This is a genomic window from Alcaligenes faecalis (assembly GCF_002443155.1).
GTDB classification, from domain to species: Bacteria; Pseudomonadota; Gammaproteobacteria; order Burkholderiales; family Burkholderiaceae_B; genus Alcaligenes; species Alcaligenes faecalis.
The window spans coordinates 1606292-1622815 of the sequence record NZ_CP023667.1; the positions used below are offsets into that span (position 1 = coordinate 1606292).

Below are 16524 nucleotides of genomic sequence, written 5' to 3' on the forward strand. Positions count from 1 at the left end.
AGGAGAACAGATGGCAGACACGAGCTTGCCCACTTTGACGAAGTACGTACGTGTACGCAGTCCCGCCAATGCGCGCTTTGTGGAATTTGATTTTGCGATTGGCCAGGCGGACCTGTTTGTGGAACTGGTCATGCCACCGGCAGCGTTTGAGCAGTTTTGCCTGCAGAACAATGTCCAGCCCATGAGCGAGGAGCAAATGCGGGTCAATGACGAGAACGAAGAAAAATGGCGTTTTGGTTATGACACTTTGGTCGGTAACAGCCGCCAGGCTGAAGCCCAGTAGGTTTTATTCAGGAGAACAAGAGGATGACATTAGAAATTAAAACGGCCAGTTTGCAGCCCGTGCGGCAAACCTTCGCCAACGTGGCCCGCCGCTTTGGTGAAAAGCCGGCTACCCGCTACCAGGAAGCAACATACGACGCCCAGGCGACCGCCAACTTCCATTACCGGCCCCTGTGGATGCCGGACAAGACCCTGAACGACCCCACACACACCGCCATTCAGATGAAGGACTGGTATGTGTTCCGTGACCCTCGCCAGTTCTACTACGGCGCTTACGTGCAAAACCGTGCCCGCATGCAGGAATCGGCTGAAACCAATTACGGCTTTTTTGAAAAACGCGAGCTGGCCCAGTACCTGAGCGAGGACGTCAAAGCCAAGGTCACCCGCCTGCTGCTGCCTTTGCGTCACATCGAGCAAACCGCCAACCTGAATTTCATGTCCGGCTCAGCCTACGGTTATGGCACCACCATTACCCAAGCCTGTCTCTATGCCGGGATGGACTCGCTGGGTATGGCGCAATACGTCTCCCGTATTGGCTTGCTGATTGATGGCAATAGTGCCGATTCCCTGAGCCAGGCCAAAGAGGCCTGGATGCAGGATGCGGCCTGGCAAGGTCTGCGCGCCTTGTGCGAAAAAACGCTGGTTCAAAAAGACTGGTTTGAACTGCTGCTGGTGCAGTCCTTGCTGATCAACACCGTGGTGCATCAAGTGGTGTATCAGGGTCTGGTGGCGGATCTGGCCAAGGAAGGCGGCCGCGATCTGGATATGCTGCTGGAGTTCATGCTGGAGTGTCATAAGGACCTGTCCAACTGGAGCGATAGCGTCTTCAAGATTGCGGCTGCTGAAAGCGAGGAAAACAAGCAGCAACTGCAAAACTGGCTGAATCAGTGGTTGCCGCAAGTGCAAGCCGCCTTCATGCCCTATATCCAGGCTGCCTTTGCCGACCAGGCTGATCAAGTCTGGACACAAGCGCAGGAAACCATTGCCAAACGCGTCACGAAAGCAGGCCTGAGCCTGGGTGGAGAAGCCTGATGACATCCAAGGTTTATATCGGTCTGCAAGACAACGACATGTCGCGCTACATCGTCGAGGCCATCGAAGAAGACAATCCGGACGCCACGGTGATTTATCAGCCAGCCATGATTCGCATTGAGTGCGTGGGCCAGCTGACCGTCAAGCGCGAGACCGTGGAAGAAAAGTATGGGCAGCAGTGGGACATGCAGGAACTGCATCTGAATCTGATCACCTTGGGTGGCAACGTGGATGAAGATGAAGACCGCTTGTTTTTGCACTGGAACAGCTAAATCAGAAAAGGGGGCAATATGGCCACGAAAAAACTAAATATCAAAGACAAATATCGCTATCTGACTCGTGATCTGGACTGGGAATTCAGCTACCAGGATCGCAAGGATGCCTTCCCCTACGAGGAGTTCGAGGGCATCAAGATTACTGATTGGTCCAAATGGGAAGACCCGTTCCGTCTGACAATGGACGCGTACTGGAAGTACCAGGCCGAAAAAGAAAAGAAGCTGTACGCCATTTTTGATGCTTTCGCACAGAACAATGGCCAGATGAATATTTCCGATCCGCGTTACCTGAACGCGATCAAGGTGTTCCTGACCGCGGTGACCCCGCTGGAATACCAGGCTTACCAGGGCTACTCCCATGTGGGACGTCAATTCAGCGGCATCGGTGCACGTATTGCGTGCCAGATGCAGTCGATTGACGAGCTGCGTCACGTCCAGACGCAGGTTCACGCCATGAGCCACTACAACAAGTTTTTCAATGGCTTCCAGGACTGGAGCCATATGCACGACCGTGTCTGGTACCTGTCCGTGCCCAAGTCCTTCTTTGAAGATGCCCGCGCTGCTGGCCCCTTCGAATTCCTGCTGGCGATCAGCTTCTCCTTCGAGTACGTGCTGACCAACCTGCTGTTCGTGCCCTTCATGTCGGGCGCGGCTTACAACGGCGATATGGCCACGGTGACTTTCGGTTTCAGCTCGCAGTCTGACGAAGCACGCCACATGACGCTGGGCCTGGAAGTGATCAAGTTCCTGCTGGAGCAGCACGAAGACAACGTGCCTATCGTTCAGCAGTGGATCGACAAATGGTTCTGGCGCGGCACCCGTCTGCTGTCCGTGGTTGGCATGATGATGGACTACATGCTGCCCAACAAGGTCATGTCCTGGAAAGAGGCCTGGGAAGTCTATTTCGAGCAGGCCGGTGGCGCTCTGTTCAAGGATCTGGCCCGCTACGGCATTCGCATGCCCAAGTACAGCGAAGTGATCGAGAAAGAGAAAGAGCACATCTCGCACCAGGCCTGGTGGATCTTCTACAACTTCGGCCACGCAGCCGGTTTCCACACCTGGATCCCCAGCGACGAGGAACTGGATTGGCTCAGCGCCAAGTACCCCGATACCTTCGACAAGTACTACCGCCCACGCTGGGAAATGGCCAAGAAGATGGAAGCCGAAGGCAAGCGTTTCTATTCCAGTGGTCTGCCCCAGCTGTGCCAGGTATGTCAGGTGCCCATGACTTTTACCGACATGGAAAAACCCGATGAAATTACCTATCGCCAAAGCCAGTACAAGGGCGAGCGCTACCACACCTGCTCGGACGGCTGCCGCGACATTTTCGAGCACGAGCCTGAAAAGTATATCCAGGCCTGGCTGCCAGTGAACCAGATCCTGCAAGGTGGCTGCGGTGGCCCCGAACTGGAGAAGATCCTGAGCGACTATTACCAACTGAACGTGGGTGTCGACAATATGGACTTCAAGGGTTCGGTGGACGAGGCACGCTGGAACGAATGGAAAGGAGTGACGGCCTAGTCACACGAGAAAAAGGGCAGTGCCTCGGTGGGCACTGCCACTACCTATAAAAATTGGAGATCAATATGGCAGTTACTGCAATTACCCCGGACTACCAAGGCTATGCGCGCGACCAGCAGTCGCACTATGGCGACAGCATGTTGCTGTATGTAGGCTGGGACGAGCACCTCTTGTTCTGCTCGGCCAAGGCTTTTCTGGTTCAGCCCGAGATGACCGTGTCCCAGATGATCCAGCAACTGTTGCCTGCCGGCTTTGCCCAGCACCCTGACTTTGAGCAGATCGAATGGAGCAAGGTGCAATGGAATCTGAATGGCGAGGCCGTTGAGTTGAACCCGGACGACACCTTGGGTGCCAAGGGCTTCGATCACAAATCCTTGTTGCGTTTCAAGACCCCGGGCCTGAATGGCTACAAGGGTACGGGCGTATAAGAAGCGGAGGCAGCAATGACGTATCAGGTAACCGTAGAACCCACAGGTGATGTGGTAGAGGTGGAAGATGGACAAACCTTGTTGGACGCTGCGTTGCGACAAGGGGTTTGGTTGCCTTTTGCCTGTGGACATGGCACGTGTGGCACCTGCAAGGTGCAGGTGCTGGAAGGCTATGCAGACGCAGGCGATGCGTCCAGCTTTGCCTTGATGGATTCGGAGCGGGACGAAGGCAAGCTGCTGGCTTGCTGTTGCCTGCCCGAATCCGATATGGTCATCGAGGCCGATATCGATGTGGACCCGGATTTCCAGGGCCTGCCGGTGGAGGACTATCAGGGCAAGGTCATCCTGATTGAAGACTTGTCGCCCACGATCAAGCACATTCGTCTGGAACTGGATCGCCCGATGGCGTTTCAGGCCGGGCAGTACATCAACCTGCATGTGCCGTCCATTGACAGCACCCGTGCTTTCTCCATTGCGAATCCGCCGTCCATGAGCGGCATTATTGATTTGCACGTACGCAAGGTAGAAGGGGGCGCAGGCACGACCTGGCTTCATGAGGAACTGCAAGTGGGGCAGTCTCTGGATGTGTCCGGCCCTTATGGTCAGTTCTTTGTGCGCAAGTCCGACCCGCAAGGCGCGATTTTCATCGCCGGCGGCTCGGGCCTGTCCAGCCCCGAATCCATGATTATGGATTTGCTGGAAGAGGGCGATACCCGTCCTATTTATCTGTTCCAGGGTGCGCGCAATAAAGCCGAGTTGTATCACGCGGATCATTTCTATCAACTGGCCGAAAAGCACGACAATTTCCACTACATTCCGGCCTTGAATGCGCCTTTACCGGATGATGCCTGGGAAGGCTTTGTGGGCTTTGTGCATGAAGCCGTGGGGCAGTTCTTTGAGCAGCGTTGCTCGGGTAACAAGGCCTACTTGTGTGGCCCGCCCCCCATGATTGAAGCGGCGATCTCCACCCTGATGCAAAGCCGCCTCTTCGAGCGTGACATTCACATGGAGCAGTTCCTGACAGCGGCGGATGGTGCAACCGGCAAGGTACGCTCAGCGCTGTTCAAGCGTATCTAAGCGGTTTTAACTGACTGCCGACCAGACCTTTTTTCAGTGAAAAGGTCTGCGACTGGTGGCCGTGAACGCCGCAGCTTTCTGGCCTTGCAAGAAGCGTTAACGACGCTTTGCAGGGCCTTTTTGTATTAGATGGTGGCAGCTTTGCCGTCTGACCGTATCAGCGCAAGCAGGTGAGGCAGCAGGTTTCGCTGCAAGCCAGAGCAGGCCAGTTGCTCATAGGCTTGCAGCCATCAACAGGGTGGCGGCCCGTTACTCAAGGCACTGTGTCCCGGAATCAGCCAGGGCGGTTTCTCCGCATACATTTCCTCAATAAAGGCATGCATCTGGGCGATGTACCAGGAGTTGTCGTTTTTCCTGTGGCTGAAAATAATGGGTGAAGTCACTTTCTCATCGTCAATCAGCCGGTAGACCAGATCACTGCGTATCTGTGCGGCTGAAGGGATCAGGCATAAACCCACGCCGCCGGCGACTAGCCCCATGGCCGTTTGCAGTTCCAGTACCTCGTGCACTTCGGTGGGGAAGATGGCGTTGTCGTGCAGAATATTCAGCACATGATCAGCAAAGCTGGGGCGAGGGGACTTGGGATACACAATAAAGGCGTGATCAGCGATGACCTGCAAGGATACCGGCCCCCGGTCCTTGGCCAGATCAATCTTGGGCGGGATTGCCAGCACCAGGCGTTCTTCACGCAAGACAGTGCGGCACACCGCGCTGTCATGAATACGCACACGCCCAAAAGCAATATCAATACGTCCGGCGCGCAAGGCGGCAATTTGCTGGCTGGAGGTCAGCTCCAGAAGGTGAAAGCGGATATCCGGGTAGGCGTGGCGGAACTTCTGGATCAGGATGGGCAGACCACCGTACAAGGTGGAGGCCACAAAGCCAATCGACAATTGCGGGCGCTGGTGCAGACCGACTTCAGTGGTTGCCGCCTTCATGACCTCCACACGATTGAGCAACTGCAGGGATTGCTCGTAAAAGATGCGGCCCGCCTCGGTCAGTTGCAGAGGGCGGCTTTCGCGTGACAGCAAGAGGACATTGAGCTCTTGTTCCAGCAACTGGATCTGTCTGCTGAGTGCAGGTTGGGCAATGTGCAGCTGCTCGGCCGCGCGAGTGAAATTACGCTCTTTGGCGACCGCAACAAAGTAGCGGATTTGTTTCAAGTCCATATGCTTTGCCCGTGGTCCAGGTCCAGAAAATCCGGATCAATATATCACCTATCTCGACCATCCAAGCTTCAAGCATATACCCGACAAGCTCTAGGGTTAACGATAGGTTTTGTTTTTATGATGATTTAAGTACCTGATTTTATTCATAAAAGAACAAACTATAGCATTTTGCTATGGAGCGGGACCGATATGGTATTGGAAGCTTGTCCATTCAAAGACTGTAATGAAAGCCATGCAGAACAGCCCCAGGATGTTAGATAAAACGGGCTGGGCAAGATCAGCCCGATGCTGTCCCTGTCGGGCTTGAATCAGGCTCAAGGCCAAGCCAGCAACCCGCTGCCACGAGCCAGTCCGGTATCAATCCGGAGCGATTTTTCTTTTCTATCACACGTACTTGCTATGTCTTCATGGACATGGGCAGGGACGGCTGCAACTCTCATAAAGGCCACATCATGTCAGTCCTTATGGATAAAACCAACGATATCAGGCACTTGCTTGATACTGCCCTGGAAGAAAACCAAGAAACAGGCGTGTATCGCTGCCGTCGTGACATCTTCACGAATCCGGATCTGTTCGAGCTGGAGATGAAGCATATTTTTGAAGGCAATTGGGTCTACTTGGCGCATGAAAGCCAGTTGCCCAATGTGAATGATTACTTCACTACCTATATTGGCCGCCAGCCCGTGTTTCTGACACGCGGCAAAGACGGCGGCTTGAATGCCTTTATCAATGCCTGTGCCCACCGGGGCGCCATGCTGTGCCGCCGCAAGCATGGCAATAAAGGCAGTTTTACCTGTCCTTTTCATGGCTGGACCTTCAATAACGCCGGCAAGCTGCTCAAGGTCAAGGACGAGAAAAACACCCAATACCCCGAGCAGTTCAATACCGAAGGCTCGCACGACTTGAAGCGTGTCGCGCGCTTTGAGAACTATCGCGGCTTTCTGTTTGGCAGTCTGAATCCGGATGTGGTGTCTCTGGATGAATATCTGGGTGAAACCAAGGTCATCATCGACCAGATCGTGGACCAAGCCCCTGAAGGCCTGGAAGTGCTGCGCGGCAATTCTTCCTATATCTACGACGGCAACTGGAAGCTGCAGATGGAAAACGGGGCCGACGGCTACCACGTCAGCAGCGTGCACTGGAACTATTCCGCCACGATGGGTCGTCGCAAAGAGGGCGGCACGCAAGCGGTGGATGCGAACGGCTGGAGCAAAAGCCTGGGCGGTGTGTATGGCTTTGATTATGGCCATATCTTGCTCTGGACCAAGACCATGAATCCAACCGTGCGGCCGGTCTACGAGCATCGCGAGGAGCTGAAGCAGCGTCTGGGCGAGGACCGTGCCGAGTTCATCGTGAATCAGACCCGCAATCTGTGCCTGTACCCGAACGTGTATTTGATGGACCAGTTCTCTACCCAGATTCGGGTAACGCGTCCTATCAGCGTGGACAAGACGGAAGTCACGATTTACTGCTTTGGCCCCAAGGGTGAGAGCGCCGAGCAGCGTGCCATCCGCATCCGTCAATACGAAGACTTTTTCAACGTGTCTGGCATGGGAACGGCAGACGATCTGGAAGAGTTCCGTGCTTGTCAGGAAGGCTATGCCGGTATTGCCGCCCCCTGGAATGACTTGAGCCGAGGCGCCCCCCTGTGGGTCCAAGGCCCGGACGAGAACGCGACCGCCATGGGCATGAAGCCCTTGATCAGTGGTGGGCGTAGTGAAGATGAAGGCTTGTTTGTCTGCCAGCACGAGTACTGGGCCAAGACCATGAGCCAGGCACTGAAAGCAGAAAGCGGGGAGGCCTAAGCCATGAACGCAACCTATCACTCTATTTGCGCTTTCCTGTATCGGGAAGCCCGTTTGCTGGATGACCGTCAGTGGGATGAATGGCTGGAGTGCTATAGCCCCAACGCCCAATACTGGATGCCTTGCTGGGACGATGATGATCAGCTGACCGAGGATCCGCATAGCGAGATTTCCTTGATCTTTTATCCCAACCGCAACGGTCTGGAAGATAGGGTGTTCCGCATCAAGACCGAGCGCTCTGGTGCATCCACGCCCGAGCCGCGTACCGCTCACATGCTCAGCAATATCGAGATTCTGGCCGAGCGCGATGGGCAGGTGGATGTTCGCTACAACTTTCTGACGCTGAACCATCGCTACCGGGTGACGGATCAGTTCTTTGGCACGATTTACCTGACTTTGTCGTCTCAGGAGCAGGGCTGGTTGATCGAGCAAAAGAAGGTAGTGCTCAAGAACGACTACATCCGTCAAGTGATTGATGTGTATCACATTTAAAGCGGGGTTAGTCGTGAACAGCTATCGTATTGCGCTGAATTTTGAGGACGGCGTCACCCGTTTCGTGGACTGTGGGGAACACGAAAAAGTGCTGGATGCCGCGTATCGCCATCAGATCAATCTGCCTATGGATTGCTCGGACGGGGTGTGCGGCACTTGTAAATGTCAGGCCGAAAGTGGTCAGTATGAGCAGGGCGATGACTATATCGAGGATGCCCTGACGCAAGAGGAAGCGGACAAGGGTTTGGTTCTGACCTGCCAGATGATCCCCAAGTCGGACTGCGTGATTGCTGTGCCGATTTCATCGGGTGTGTGCAAAACTGCCGTGGCCAAGTGGCAGGGGCAGGTATCGGAATGCCGTCAGTATGAGGATGCGGCTTACGAGTTGAAGATTGATGCGGCCGATGAGGCCTTGCCTTTCCTGCCTGGGCAGTACGTGAATATCACGGTGCCCGGCGGGCAGGCGCATCGCTCCTATTCCTTCAGTTCTGCGCCGGGCGAGCCGTGTTTGAGTTTCCTGATCAAGCAAGTGCCGGGAGGCCTGATGAGTTCCTGGCTGGCGGCGCAGCCGCTAGGCCAGCAGGTAGAAATCACCGGGCCTTTGGGTAGTTTTTATCTGCGTCAGGTAACGCGCCCCTTGCTGTTCCTGGCCGGTGGAACGGGTCTGGCGCCGTTCTTGTCGATGCTGGAAGTGCTGGTCAAGCAAGGCTGTACGCAGCCTGTGCATCTGGTCTATGGCGTCACCCGTGATCAGGATCTGGTGATGCTGGCAGAGCTGGAGTCCTTTACTCAGCGTTTGCCCGGATTCAGCTACACCACCTGCGTGGTGGACCCGGAATCCAGCCACGAACGCAAAGGCTACGTCACCCAGCACTTGGATCCGGCGCATTGGCATGACGGGCAGGTGGATGTGTACCTGTGCGGGCCGCCACCCATGGTGGATGCCGTCAGCCAGTTCATTGATGCGCAAGCCCATGCTCCCGCGAATTTCTACTACGAAAAATTCATCACTAGCCAGTAAATGCATTCAAGCAACGCCCCTTTGTGGGGCGTCCTGTGCTGGATGACTCCTACAAGGAAAGATCATGACTACGCCTGTGCGTTTTCATCAAAAAGTGGCCATTGTGACGGGCGCGGCCCAAGGCATTGGCCGTCGTGTTACCGAGCGCTTGCAGGCTGAAGGGGCCTGGGTGTTGGCGGTAGACCGCTCTGAACTGGTGCGGGAACTGGCCAGTGATACGGTCCTGACACTGGAAGTAGATCTGGAAACCGTTGAAGGCGCTCAGGCCGCAGCCCAGGCGGCGCTGGATAAGTGGGGGCGTATTGATGTTTTGATCAATAACGTCGGGGGCACGATCTGGACGCGTCCTTACGAGCACTACACGCCGACGCAGATCGAGGCCGAGATACGCCGCTCCCTGTTTCCAACCCTGTGGTCCTGTCATGCCGTGTTGCCCAGCATGCAGGCTCAGGGCAGTGGGGCCATTGTGAATGTGTCCTCGATTGCCACTCGCAGCATCAATCGTGTGCCTTATGCCGCGGCCAAAGGCGGCGTCAATGCCTTGACCGCCTCGTTGGCTTTCGAGAATGCCCAGCGCGGCATTCGGGTCAATGCTGTTTCACCCGGCGGGACCGAGGCACCGCCACGGCGCATTCCTCGCAATACCCAGAACCAGGAAGATCCCCAGGAAGCGATCTGGTATCAGCAGATTGTCGATCAGACCGTGGCCAGCAGTTTGATGAAGCGTTACGGCAGCCTGGATGAACAGGCCGCCAGCATTTTGTTTTTGGCCTCCGACGAGGCTTCGTATATCACCGGCACTGTCTTGCCAGTAGGAGGCGGCGACCAGGGCTGATCAATCGATGCGCGCGGCTGGTAGAGCGAAGGGCATCAAGACAAAAAAACTCCATTTGGGGGAGACAAATCATGAAAACACTAGACGTTAATGAAGTGATTGAGCAGGCGCGCTTCGGGCGCTTTCACTGGATGGTGATGAGCCTGTGTGCCTTGTTGCTGATATTCGATGGCTATGACCTGTTTATTTACGGTGTGGTCTTGCCGGTGCTGATGGACGAGTGGAGTTTGACGCCGGTGCAAGCCGGGGCCTTGGGGAGCTACGCCCTGTTTGGCATGATGTTTGGTGCTTTTGTGTTCGGGCCGCTGGCAGACAAGATTGGCCGTAAGAAGGGCGTGACGATCTGTTTTGCCTTGTTCAGCCTGGCCACGTTCCTGAATGGCTTTGCAAGCTCACCGACCGAGTTTGGTGTGTATCGCTTTCTGGCAGGTTTGGGTTGCGGTGGCTTGATGCCTAATGCCGTGGCCTTGATGAATGAGTATTCGCCCAAGCGCTCGCGCAGCACTTTGGTGGCGATCATGTTCAGTGGCTATTCATTGGGCGGTTTGCTGTCGGCGGCGATCGGCATCTACATGCTGCCGCGCTTTGGCTGGCAGTCCATGTTTTTCTGCGCGGCCATTCCGCTGTTGTTGCTGCCTTTTATTGTCTGGAAACTGCCCGAGTCGCTGGCGTTTCTGATGCGTCAGGGGCAAGAGGAAAAAGCACGCCGCATTGTGCAGACCTTGGCTCCTGAATTGGGCGTGTCCCAAGATACCGTCTTGACCTTGCATGAGCAGAAAAAGGCAGGCGTGCCCATGCTGGATCTGGTCAAGGAAGGACGCTTGCTGGGCACCTTGATGATCTGGGTGGCATTTTTCTGCTGCCTCTTGATGGTCTATGCCCTGGGTTCCTGGTTGCCTAAACTGATGGCCAATGCGGGCTATAGCCTGGGTTCCAGCCTGTCCTTCCTGGTGGCCTTGAACCTGGGCGGCATGTTTGGTGCGATTCTGGGTGGTTGGCTGGGGGATCGTTTCAGCTTGCCTAAAGTGGTTGCCTGGTTCTTTCTGGTGTCGGCGGTGTCCATTACCTTGCTGGGTTTCAAGAGCCCGACTCTGGTGTTGTACGTGTTGATCGTGATTGCCGGTGCCACCACCATTGGCACGCAGATCCTGCTGTACGCCAATACGGCGCAGTTCTACCCCTTGTCCATGCGTTCCTCGGGCTTGGGCTGGGCGTCAGGCGTGGGGCGCATCGGTGCCATTGCCGGGCCTTTCCTGGGCGGTACCCTGATGGCGGCCAAGTTGCCCTTGCAGATGAATTTCATGGCCTTTGCCGTGCCGGGACTTATCGCCATGCTCGCGTTTCTGGTGTTTATGGCATCCTCGCGTTCATCACCTAAAGTGGCTTTCAATGCTGTGGTGGGTTGAAAATACAAGGACAGGTGGAGAAATGGTCATACCAAGTTCACAACGGGCTTGAGTCGTGCCAACAGGCTCCAGATCGTTATACTTGTGCCTTCCGGCAGCTTCCTGATTGTGGGGCTGCCAGAAGCAAGGTTCATCTACACCGTTTTCAATCGACGCATGCCAGCCTTTCAAATTGAATGGCTGGCATTGTCTATGGAGCTAGCCAAAATCATGACCGCCAGCAGTCTTTTGTTATTTTTACCCGCCTGTTTTGCTCTGAATATGGCCTTCGGCCCTAACAACCTGCTGTCCATGACGGTAGGGGCCAAGCAAGGCGTGTCGACTGCCCTGGTGGCGGCCATGGGGCGTCTGGTCGCTTTTGCCATCATGATTGTGGTGGCGGCCTTGGGAATGGGAACCTTGTTGATGGTCTCGGAAACGGCCTTTACCGTGGTCAAGCTCGCGGGGGCGGCGTATCTGATCTGGCTGGGCATCAAGGTACTGCGTGCCAGTGGTAAAACGTCAGCAGAGCAGACTGAGGTGAGCAAAAAAGATATCTGGGGCCTGGTGCGTCAGGAGTTCTTCGTGGCGATTGGTAATCCTAAGGCCATTCTGATTTTCACCGCTTTCTTCCCGCAATTTGTGGATATGAATAACTATTGGGCCAGCTTCATGACACAGGGTGTGATTTTCCTGCTGCTGGAAGTGATCGCGATTGCGGCGTATGCCTATGTGGGGACCAGGCTGTCCGGCGTGATGCAAAATGCGCGTGGTCTGCGCTGGGTGAACCGCATTAGCGGCAGCATGATGATAGGCTTTGGCGTGATATTGGCCATGGCGCGACGCTCCTGATCGGACGCCTGATTTGGCGGTTCAAGCCACACTGCAAAAAGCTCTCCTTGCGAGAGCTTTTTTATGCCTGTCATGTATTCGGCCAGCCTGAGCCCGCTGTTTTTAATGATGTTTTCACGTTCAATGTGCAGAACTGAATAAACCCCCATTGGGTTGAGAGAGAGTCTCTGTCTTTTTGATGTTTCTATTTGTACAGGGTTAACACTGAATAGGCTATTTAACGCTTGAAGTTTGTATTTTTTTTGCTAGGATAAAAACTCGTTCTAGGCTTTCTTGATTAAATAAATAGCAGGAGGTTTGGATATGAATGAAACGCCCATGAACTGGCCCAGTGATTTTCCGAGCAAACACGATTCAATATAAAACTTCCAAGAAAGACGGAGACCATTAACCAGTCTGGCCGCCCTATGGGCGGCTTTTTCATGGGCGTCTGATTGTTCTGGTTTTTATATCAGTGTGCCCTGAGAATAAGCTGAGAATTTATTGATAATATTCAAATTCTGAAGCGTGCAAGACTGGAAAATTTCATACGACTACTTTAAATTAAGTTTTATTTCGTTTTAATGCATTGGGTGGCGTGGAAAAATACGGAGCGGAAAAAGAATGAATTGCATCAAGGTCTTGCTGGTTTTGTGTTTTTCCCTGTTTCTTGGCGCCTGCTCCAGTATTGCCGTTACTTATCATAGCGATCCCGAAGGAGCTACTGTCGTCTGCAATGGCAGTGTCTATGGCGAGACACCACTGACTATTAACTACAAGCTTCGGGATGTGGATAAGCGTCTGGGCATTCTTTACACAGACCCTTGTTATGCGCAGTGGCTTAGCGGATACCGGGTCTCGTATACCAATCGGGTACATCTGCCCCCGATTCCGGTTTTCGGCTATCAAATGGCCAAACGGCCCCTGGGGGATGGCTATGCGCAGGACGCGGATTACGGTTTGCGCGTGCAGACTCTGCGCCAGATGCGGGAACAGCAAGAAGAAAACCGCAGATTGATGCAAGCCCAACTGCGAGAGCAGCGTAAAACCAATTGCCTGCTGGAGGGGAAGTCAAAATGTTAGTGTCCCCTTGAGCAGGTATTAACTTGTAAGATGGCCCCTGACTGATCTTGGCTGATTCACAGTTTTGTTTCACTTAAACAAGTGACCAGGGCTATGCTATTTTCCTCTCTTTCCCTTTTCTGACTGATCCAGCCTTGCCACGTTCCTCTGCTACCTCCTCTCGTCGTATCACCATCCGCGATGTCGCCAAAGCGGCAGGGGTGTCATTGACTACGGTTTCACACGCCTTGAATGACAGAGGTGTGGTGGACCCGCTAACGCGTGCCAAGGTCAAGCAGATCGCGGTTGATATGGGCTACCGGCCCAATGTACGAGCACAGCGTTTGCGCTCCGGTGCGGCCAATAGCATCGCACTGGTATCGTCCATGCCTTTTGCCGTGTCGGGTGGTGTGTCGCGTTTAGGCTTCATGATGGAAGTGGCGGGCATTGCGGCGGAAGCGGCCATGAGGCGCGGCCTGGCTCTGGTGTTTGTACCTCCATTGGAAAATGCCCAGGCCTTTCTGGAAGGCCTGGATATTGACGGGGCGATATTGCTGGAACCCATGACAGATGATCCCAATGTGCGCTTGTTGCAGGAACGTGGCGTAGCTTTGGTGTCGATTGGCCGTCAGGGGGGCGTTGCAGACAGCATTCCCTTTATTGATCTGCAGTCCACCGCAACTGCGCATCTGCTTTTAAATCATTTGTGGGAGCAAGGACGGCGACGTATTGCTCTGGTGCAAAGCAGTGCCGCGCGTGACTCCTACGCCAGTCACAAGAAAGCCTACGAGAACTTCGCGGCGGCTCACGCCATGCCAGTGCGCTATATGCAGGTAGAGGAAAGCTTGGGTGAAGCGGGTGGGTTTGATGCCTGCACCCGGCTTTTGGCGCAGTACCCCGATACTGATGCTCTATGTGTGCCCGTGGATGCCTTTGCGGTGGGCGCTTTGGCCGCCGTTCAGCAAGCCGGTTTGCGTGTCCCGCAGGATGTGATGATTGCGACCCGTTACGATGGCCTGCGTGCTCGTACCGCAGAACCGGCTCTGACCGCGGTGGATTTGCATCTGGAACAAGTGGCAACCCTGGCCGTCGAGCTGCTGTTCGAACATTTGTCGGGCGATAAAAGCCGCCAGTCGGCTTTGGGCCCAAAGCCGGAGCTTCGGGCCCGTGCCTCTACACAGCTGGATGATTAAGTCAGCATGACGGCAAGACCGGAGACGGTCGCAAACACCAGAACCCCAATACGCAGACGGCGTTGATCCAGCCTGTGATGAACCAGGCTGCTCAGGCCCATACCCAGCACCAATGCGGGCAGGCACAAGACGGCATAGCTCAGGTGGGACCACTTCAGTGCACCGGAGATGCCCAGCACGACCAGCGAGATTACTTCCCCCACCAGAAAGCACAAGGCGACTGTCGAACGCAGGGTAGCCACGGGCGCGTGCTGGTAGACCAGAGCCAGAGGCGGGCCGCCAATACCGGTGGCGGTTTCAGTGATGCCAGTCACCAGACCTGTGGCGATAAACGCCTTTTTGCCGGGCGTGAAGCTGGGGGCCAGCACCGACGCCAGCACAGCCAGCAAGGTGCTGATGCCCACGAATTGGTTTAACCAGTAAGTTGACAGCACCAGCAAAATCCCCAAACCGGCAAAAGTCCCCGCAAAACGTCCGACGGTGATCCAGCCCGCACCGGTGCGATCAATTCCCTCGCGTTCACGCCAGGCAACATAGGCATTCAGCGGCAGCATCAGGAACAACAATGCTCCTGGTATGGCCTCGGGATGAACCAAAGCCAGTACCGGAACCACGATCAGGGCAAAACCCATCCCGCTGGCACCCTGAATGAAGGCACCCGCCAGCACGGCGGCAAAAGCAATCAGCAAACCAGCGGTCATGCCAAGGCCTTTTCTTGCTCTGCGTGACGAGCCAGGTGCTCGGTAGACGGGGCATGCAGCTTGCGGATGTCCGATTGCGCGACAGCATGACGAGCCAATTCACGCACTTCTTCCAGTAAGGGCAGGGGATCCCAATCCACAGGCTGGCCTTCCCAGAGACGCAGCTTGCCTTGGACCACCACAGCCCGGATCTGATCGCGGGCGGCAATCCGGACCAGCTCCCAAGGCAGATCCCAGGAAGGCGTCATCTCGGGCACTTGCAGGTCAACGACCAGGAAGTCGGCTTGAGCACCCACTCGAATCTGTCCGGTTTGAGCACCCAGGCCCACGACTTCGGCACCGCCTCGGGTCGCCATGTCCAGCCAGGTCCAACCCGCGCCGCAAGAGGAGTCGCCCACCATCATGCCGAAGGCAAAGCGTTGTGCGGCCTCGCCATAATCCATCATGCGAAAGGCATCGCTGCGAGTGCCGTCCGTCCCCATGCCCAGACGTATGCCTTGAACACGCATGGCTTCTGCCGGAGCGACCGCATTGCCTTTCCAGGCGCTGGCAACCGGGTTGTAGGAAACGGCGGCATTCAAATCGGCCAGCAGACGGATTTCGCTGGGGGTGACCAAGGTGGCATGGGCCAGCAAGGAAGCCGAGCCCAGGGCACCAATATGGGCCAGATGCTCGATCGGGCGGCGGCCATGAGCATTCAGGGAACGCTCCACGGCAACCAGATGCTCGTTGGCGTGGGTCTGGAACACACGGCCAGCTTCTTCACTCATGGAATAGATACGATGCAACATCGCATCACTGGCGGCTTCGGGGATAGAGATAGCCAGTGAGGGGCTGATCAAAGCATGGTGCTCCCATTGCTGGAGGTGGGCCTGGGCGCGAGCCACAATAGGCTCGGCGTCCAATAGTACCGCGCCGTGCTTGTCATTGCAGATCAGGCCCAGAACGCAGCGTATGCCTACGTCTGTGGTGGCTTGCACAATGGCATCCAGATCCTCAGACGATCGGGTGCCCGCGTCGCAAACCGTGGTGAATCCGCCTCGCAAGGCTTCCAGTGCCGACAGCTTGCTGGAGGCATACAGATGGCGGGCATTCAAGGTGCTTTCCAGCGGCACCCAGACCCGGCGGAAAATCTCCGAGGGTTCGCCATACACCAGCGATTTCCCATAAGACTGGGTGACGTGATGGTGTGCATCCACAAAGCCGGGCATCAGCAAATGGCCGGGCAAGCTCAGGCGCGGCAGCCCTGGGTGACGGGCAGCCATTTCCTCTACCGTGCCAATATCGCTGAAGCGACCTTCTTCAATCAGTACAGCGTGTCCGCTGACGGGTCCTTGCGGCAGCAAAAGGTGTTCAGGTTCCAGAATGCGGGCCTGAGCCAGGTCGTGGGATTGGAATAAAGAAGCGTGATTCAT

General features: G+C 55.5%; 17 protein-coding genes. 14 read left to right on the forward strand and 3 right to left on the reverse strand.

Features of this window, described 5'->3' with window-relative positions:
- Nucleotides 1-10 precede the first annotated feature (10 nt).
- From CPY64_RS07490 to CPY64_RS07515, 6 genes are all read left to right on the forward strand, one after another.
- On the forward strand, nucleotides 11-283 hold the full coding sequence (locus CPY64_RS07490) for a phenol hydroxylase subunit (RefSeq protein ID WP_042480282.1): 273 nt from the start codon (nucleotides 11-13) through the stop codon (nucleotides 281-283).
- 23 nt (nucleotides 284-306) lie between these two features.
- Entirely contained in the window at nucleotides 307-1314 is a 1008-nt protein-coding gene (locus tag CPY64_RS07495; RefSeq protein WP_042480285.1) for an aromatic/alkene monooxygenase hydroxylase subunit beta, read from the forward strand.
- A complete protein-coding gene (locus tag CPY64_RS07500) occupies nucleotides 1314-1586 on the forward strand; it encodes an MmoB/DmpM family protein (RefSeq protein WP_003800437.1) in 273 nt (90 codons plus the stop codon). Before CPY64_RS07495 ends, CPY64_RS07500 begins: the two co-directional genes overlap by 1 nt.
- An 18-nt stretch (nucleotides 1587-1604) precedes the next feature.
- Complete coding sequence (locus CPY64_RS07505) at nucleotides 1605-3110, forward strand: aromatic/alkene/methane monooxygenase hydroxylase/oxygenase subunit alpha (protein ID WP_021446663.1); 1506 nt, start codon at nucleotides 1605-1607, stop codon at nucleotides 3108-3110.
- A gap of 65 nt (nucleotides 3111-3175) precedes the next feature.
- Entirely contained in the window at nucleotides 3176-3538 is a 363-nt protein-coding gene (locus tag CPY64_RS07510) for a phenol hydroxylase subunit P4 (RefSeq protein WP_042480288.1), read from the forward strand.
- Between the two features lie 15 nt (nucleotides 3539-3553).
- Nucleotides 3554-4615 (forward strand): NADH:ubiquinone reductase (Na(+)-transporting) subunit F, encoded by a 1062-nt coding sequence (locus tag CPY64_RS07515; RefSeq protein ID WP_042480290.1) that lies wholly within the window; start codon nucleotides 3554-3556, stop codon nucleotides 4613-4615.
- A gap of 230 nt (nucleotides 4616-4845) precedes the next feature.
- On the opposite strand, the gene CPY64_RS07520 is transcribed toward CPY64_RS07515, so the two are convergent.
- Nucleotides 4846-5784: a LysR family transcriptional regulator gene (locus tag CPY64_RS07520; RefSeq protein ID WP_042480292.1), complete on the reverse strand. Its 939-nt coding sequence runs from the start codon at nucleotides 5782-5784 to the stop codon at nucleotides 4846-4848.
- A 452-nt stretch (nucleotides 5785-6236) separates the two neighbouring features.
- On the opposite strand from CPY64_RS07520, the gene CPY64_RS07525 reads away from it, so the two are divergent.
- From CPY64_RS07525 to CPY64_RS07560, 8 genes are all read left to right on the forward strand, one after another.
- On the forward strand, nucleotides 6237-7589 hold the full coding sequence (locus tag CPY64_RS07525; RefSeq protein WP_042480293.1) for a Rieske 2Fe-2S domain-containing protein: 1353 nt from the start codon (nucleotides 6237-6239) through the stop codon (nucleotides 7587-7589).
- A 3-nt stretch (nucleotides 7590-7592) separates the two neighbouring features.
- Nucleotides 7593-8081 carry a benzoate 1,2-dioxygenase small subunit gene (gene benB, locus CPY64_RS07530; protein WP_042480296.1) on the forward strand — a complete coding sequence of 163 codons (489 nt, stop codon included), beginning with the start codon at nucleotides 7593-7595 and terminating at the stop codon, nucleotides 8079-8081.
- 13 nt (nucleotides 8082-8094) lie between these two features.
- Nucleotides 8095-9102 (forward strand): benzoate 1,2-dioxygenase electron transfer component BenC, encoded by a 1008-nt coding sequence (benC, locus tag CPY64_RS07535; protein ID WP_042480299.1) that lies wholly within the window; start codon nucleotides 8095-8097, stop codon nucleotides 9100-9102.
- Between the two features lie 64 nt (nucleotides 9103-9166).
- Nucleotides 9167-9937: a 1,6-dihydroxycyclohexa-2,4-diene-1-carboxylate dehydrogenase gene (locus CPY64_RS07540; protein ID WP_042480302.1), complete on the forward strand. Its 771-nt coding sequence runs from the start codon at nucleotides 9167-9169 to the stop codon at nucleotides 9935-9937.
- Nucleotides 9938-10008: 71 nt separating this feature from the next.
- Nucleotides 10009-11343, forward strand: a complete 1335-nt coding sequence (locus tag CPY64_RS07545; protein WP_042480305.1) for an MFS transporter — start codon at nucleotides 10009-10011, stop codon at nucleotides 11341-11343.
- A 210-nt stretch (nucleotides 11344-11553) separates the two neighbouring features.
- Nucleotides 11554-12174, forward strand: coding sequence for a LysE family translocator (locus CPY64_RS07550; RefSeq protein WP_042482092.1), 621 nt, complete (start codon nucleotides 11554-11556; stop codon nucleotides 12172-12174).
- Nucleotides 12175-12777: 603 nt separating this feature from the next.
- Complete coding sequence (locus tag CPY64_RS07555) at nucleotides 12778-13236, forward strand: PEGA domain-containing protein (protein ID WP_042480308.1); 459 nt, start codon at nucleotides 12778-12780, stop codon at nucleotides 13234-13236.
- Between the two features lie 134 nt (nucleotides 13237-13370).
- Nucleotides 13371-14408: a substrate-binding domain-containing protein gene (locus CPY64_RS07560; RefSeq protein ID WP_042480309.1), complete on the forward strand. Its 1038-nt coding sequence runs from the start codon at nucleotides 13371-13373 to the stop codon at nucleotides 14406-14408.
- Here the strand turns inward: CPY64_RS07560 and CPY64_RS07565 are convergent.
- On the reverse strand, nucleotides 14405-15109 hold the full coding sequence (locus CPY64_RS07565) for a sulfite exporter TauE/SafE family protein (protein ID WP_042480311.1): 705 nt from the start codon (nucleotides 15107-15109) through the stop codon (nucleotides 14405-14407). The genes CPY64_RS07560 and CPY64_RS07565 overlap by 4 nt on opposite strands.
- Entirely contained in the window at nucleotides 15106-16524 is a 1419-nt protein-coding gene (locus CPY64_RS07570) for an amidohydrolase family protein (protein ID WP_042482094.1), read from the reverse strand. Before CPY64_RS07570 ends, CPY64_RS07565 begins: the two co-directional genes overlap by 4 nt.

What these genes read in the sequence shown, in the direction of transcription:
- CPY64_RS07490 (WP_042480282.1), top strand. Translation starts at nt 11, where the DNA reads ATGGCAGACACGAGCTTGCCCACTTTGACGAAGTACGTACGTGTACGC.
- CPY64_RS07495 (WP_042480285.1), top strand. Translation starts at nt 307, where the DNA reads ATGACATTAGAAATTAAAACGGCCAGTTTGCAGCCCGTGCGGCAAACC.
- CPY64_RS07500 (WP_003800437.1), top strand. Translation starts at nt 1,314, where the DNA reads ATGACATCCAAGGTTTATATCGGTCTGCAAGACAACGACATGTCGCGC.
- CPY64_RS07505 (WP_021446663.1), top strand. Translation starts at nt 1,605, where the DNA reads ATGGCCACGAAAAAACTAAATATCAAAGACAAATATCGCTATCTGACT.
- CPY64_RS07510 (WP_042480288.1), top strand. Translation starts at nt 3,176, where the DNA reads ATGGCAGTTACTGCAATTACCCCGGACTACCAAGGCTATGCGCGCGAC.
- CPY64_RS07515 (WP_042480290.1), top strand. Translation starts at nt 3,554, where the DNA reads ATGACGTATCAGGTAACCGTAGAACCCACAGGTGATGTGGTAGAGGTG.
- CPY64_RS07520 (WP_042480292.1), bottom strand. Translation starts at nt 5,784, where the DNA reads ATGGACTTGAAACAAATCCGCTACTTTGTTGCGGTCGCCAAAGAGCGT.
- CPY64_RS07525 (WP_042480293.1), top strand. Translation starts at nt 6,237, where the DNA reads ATGTCAGTCCTTATGGATAAAACCAACGATATCAGGCACTTGCTTGAT.
- benB (WP_042480296.1), top strand. Translation starts at nt 7,593, where the DNA reads ATGAACGCAACCTATCACTCTATTTGCGCTTTCCTGTATCGGGAAGCC.
- CPY64_RS07540 (WP_042480302.1), top strand. Translation starts at nt 9,167, where the DNA reads ATGACTACGCCTGTGCGTTTTCATCAAAAAGTGGCCATTGTGACGGGC.
- CPY64_RS07545 (WP_042480305.1), top strand. Translation starts at nt 10,009, where the DNA reads ATGAAAACACTAGACGTTAATGAAGTGATTGAGCAGGCGCGCTTCGGG.
- CPY64_RS07550 (WP_042482092.1), top strand. Translation starts at nt 11,554, where the DNA reads ATGACCGCCAGCAGTCTTTTGTTATTTTTACCCGCCTGTTTTGCTCTG.
- CPY64_RS07555 (WP_042480308.1), top strand. Translation starts at nt 12,778, where the DNA reads ATGAATTGCATCAAGGTCTTGCTGGTTTTGTGTTTTTCCCTGTTTCTT.
- CPY64_RS07565 (WP_042480311.1), bottom strand. Translation starts at nt 15,109, where the DNA reads ATGACCGCTGGTTTGCTGATTGCTTTTGCCGCCGTGCTGGCGGGTGCC.
- CPY64_RS07570 (WP_042482094.1), bottom strand. Translation starts at nt 16,524, where the DNA reads ATGAATCACGCTTCTTTATTCCAATCCCACGACCTGGCTCAGGCCCGC.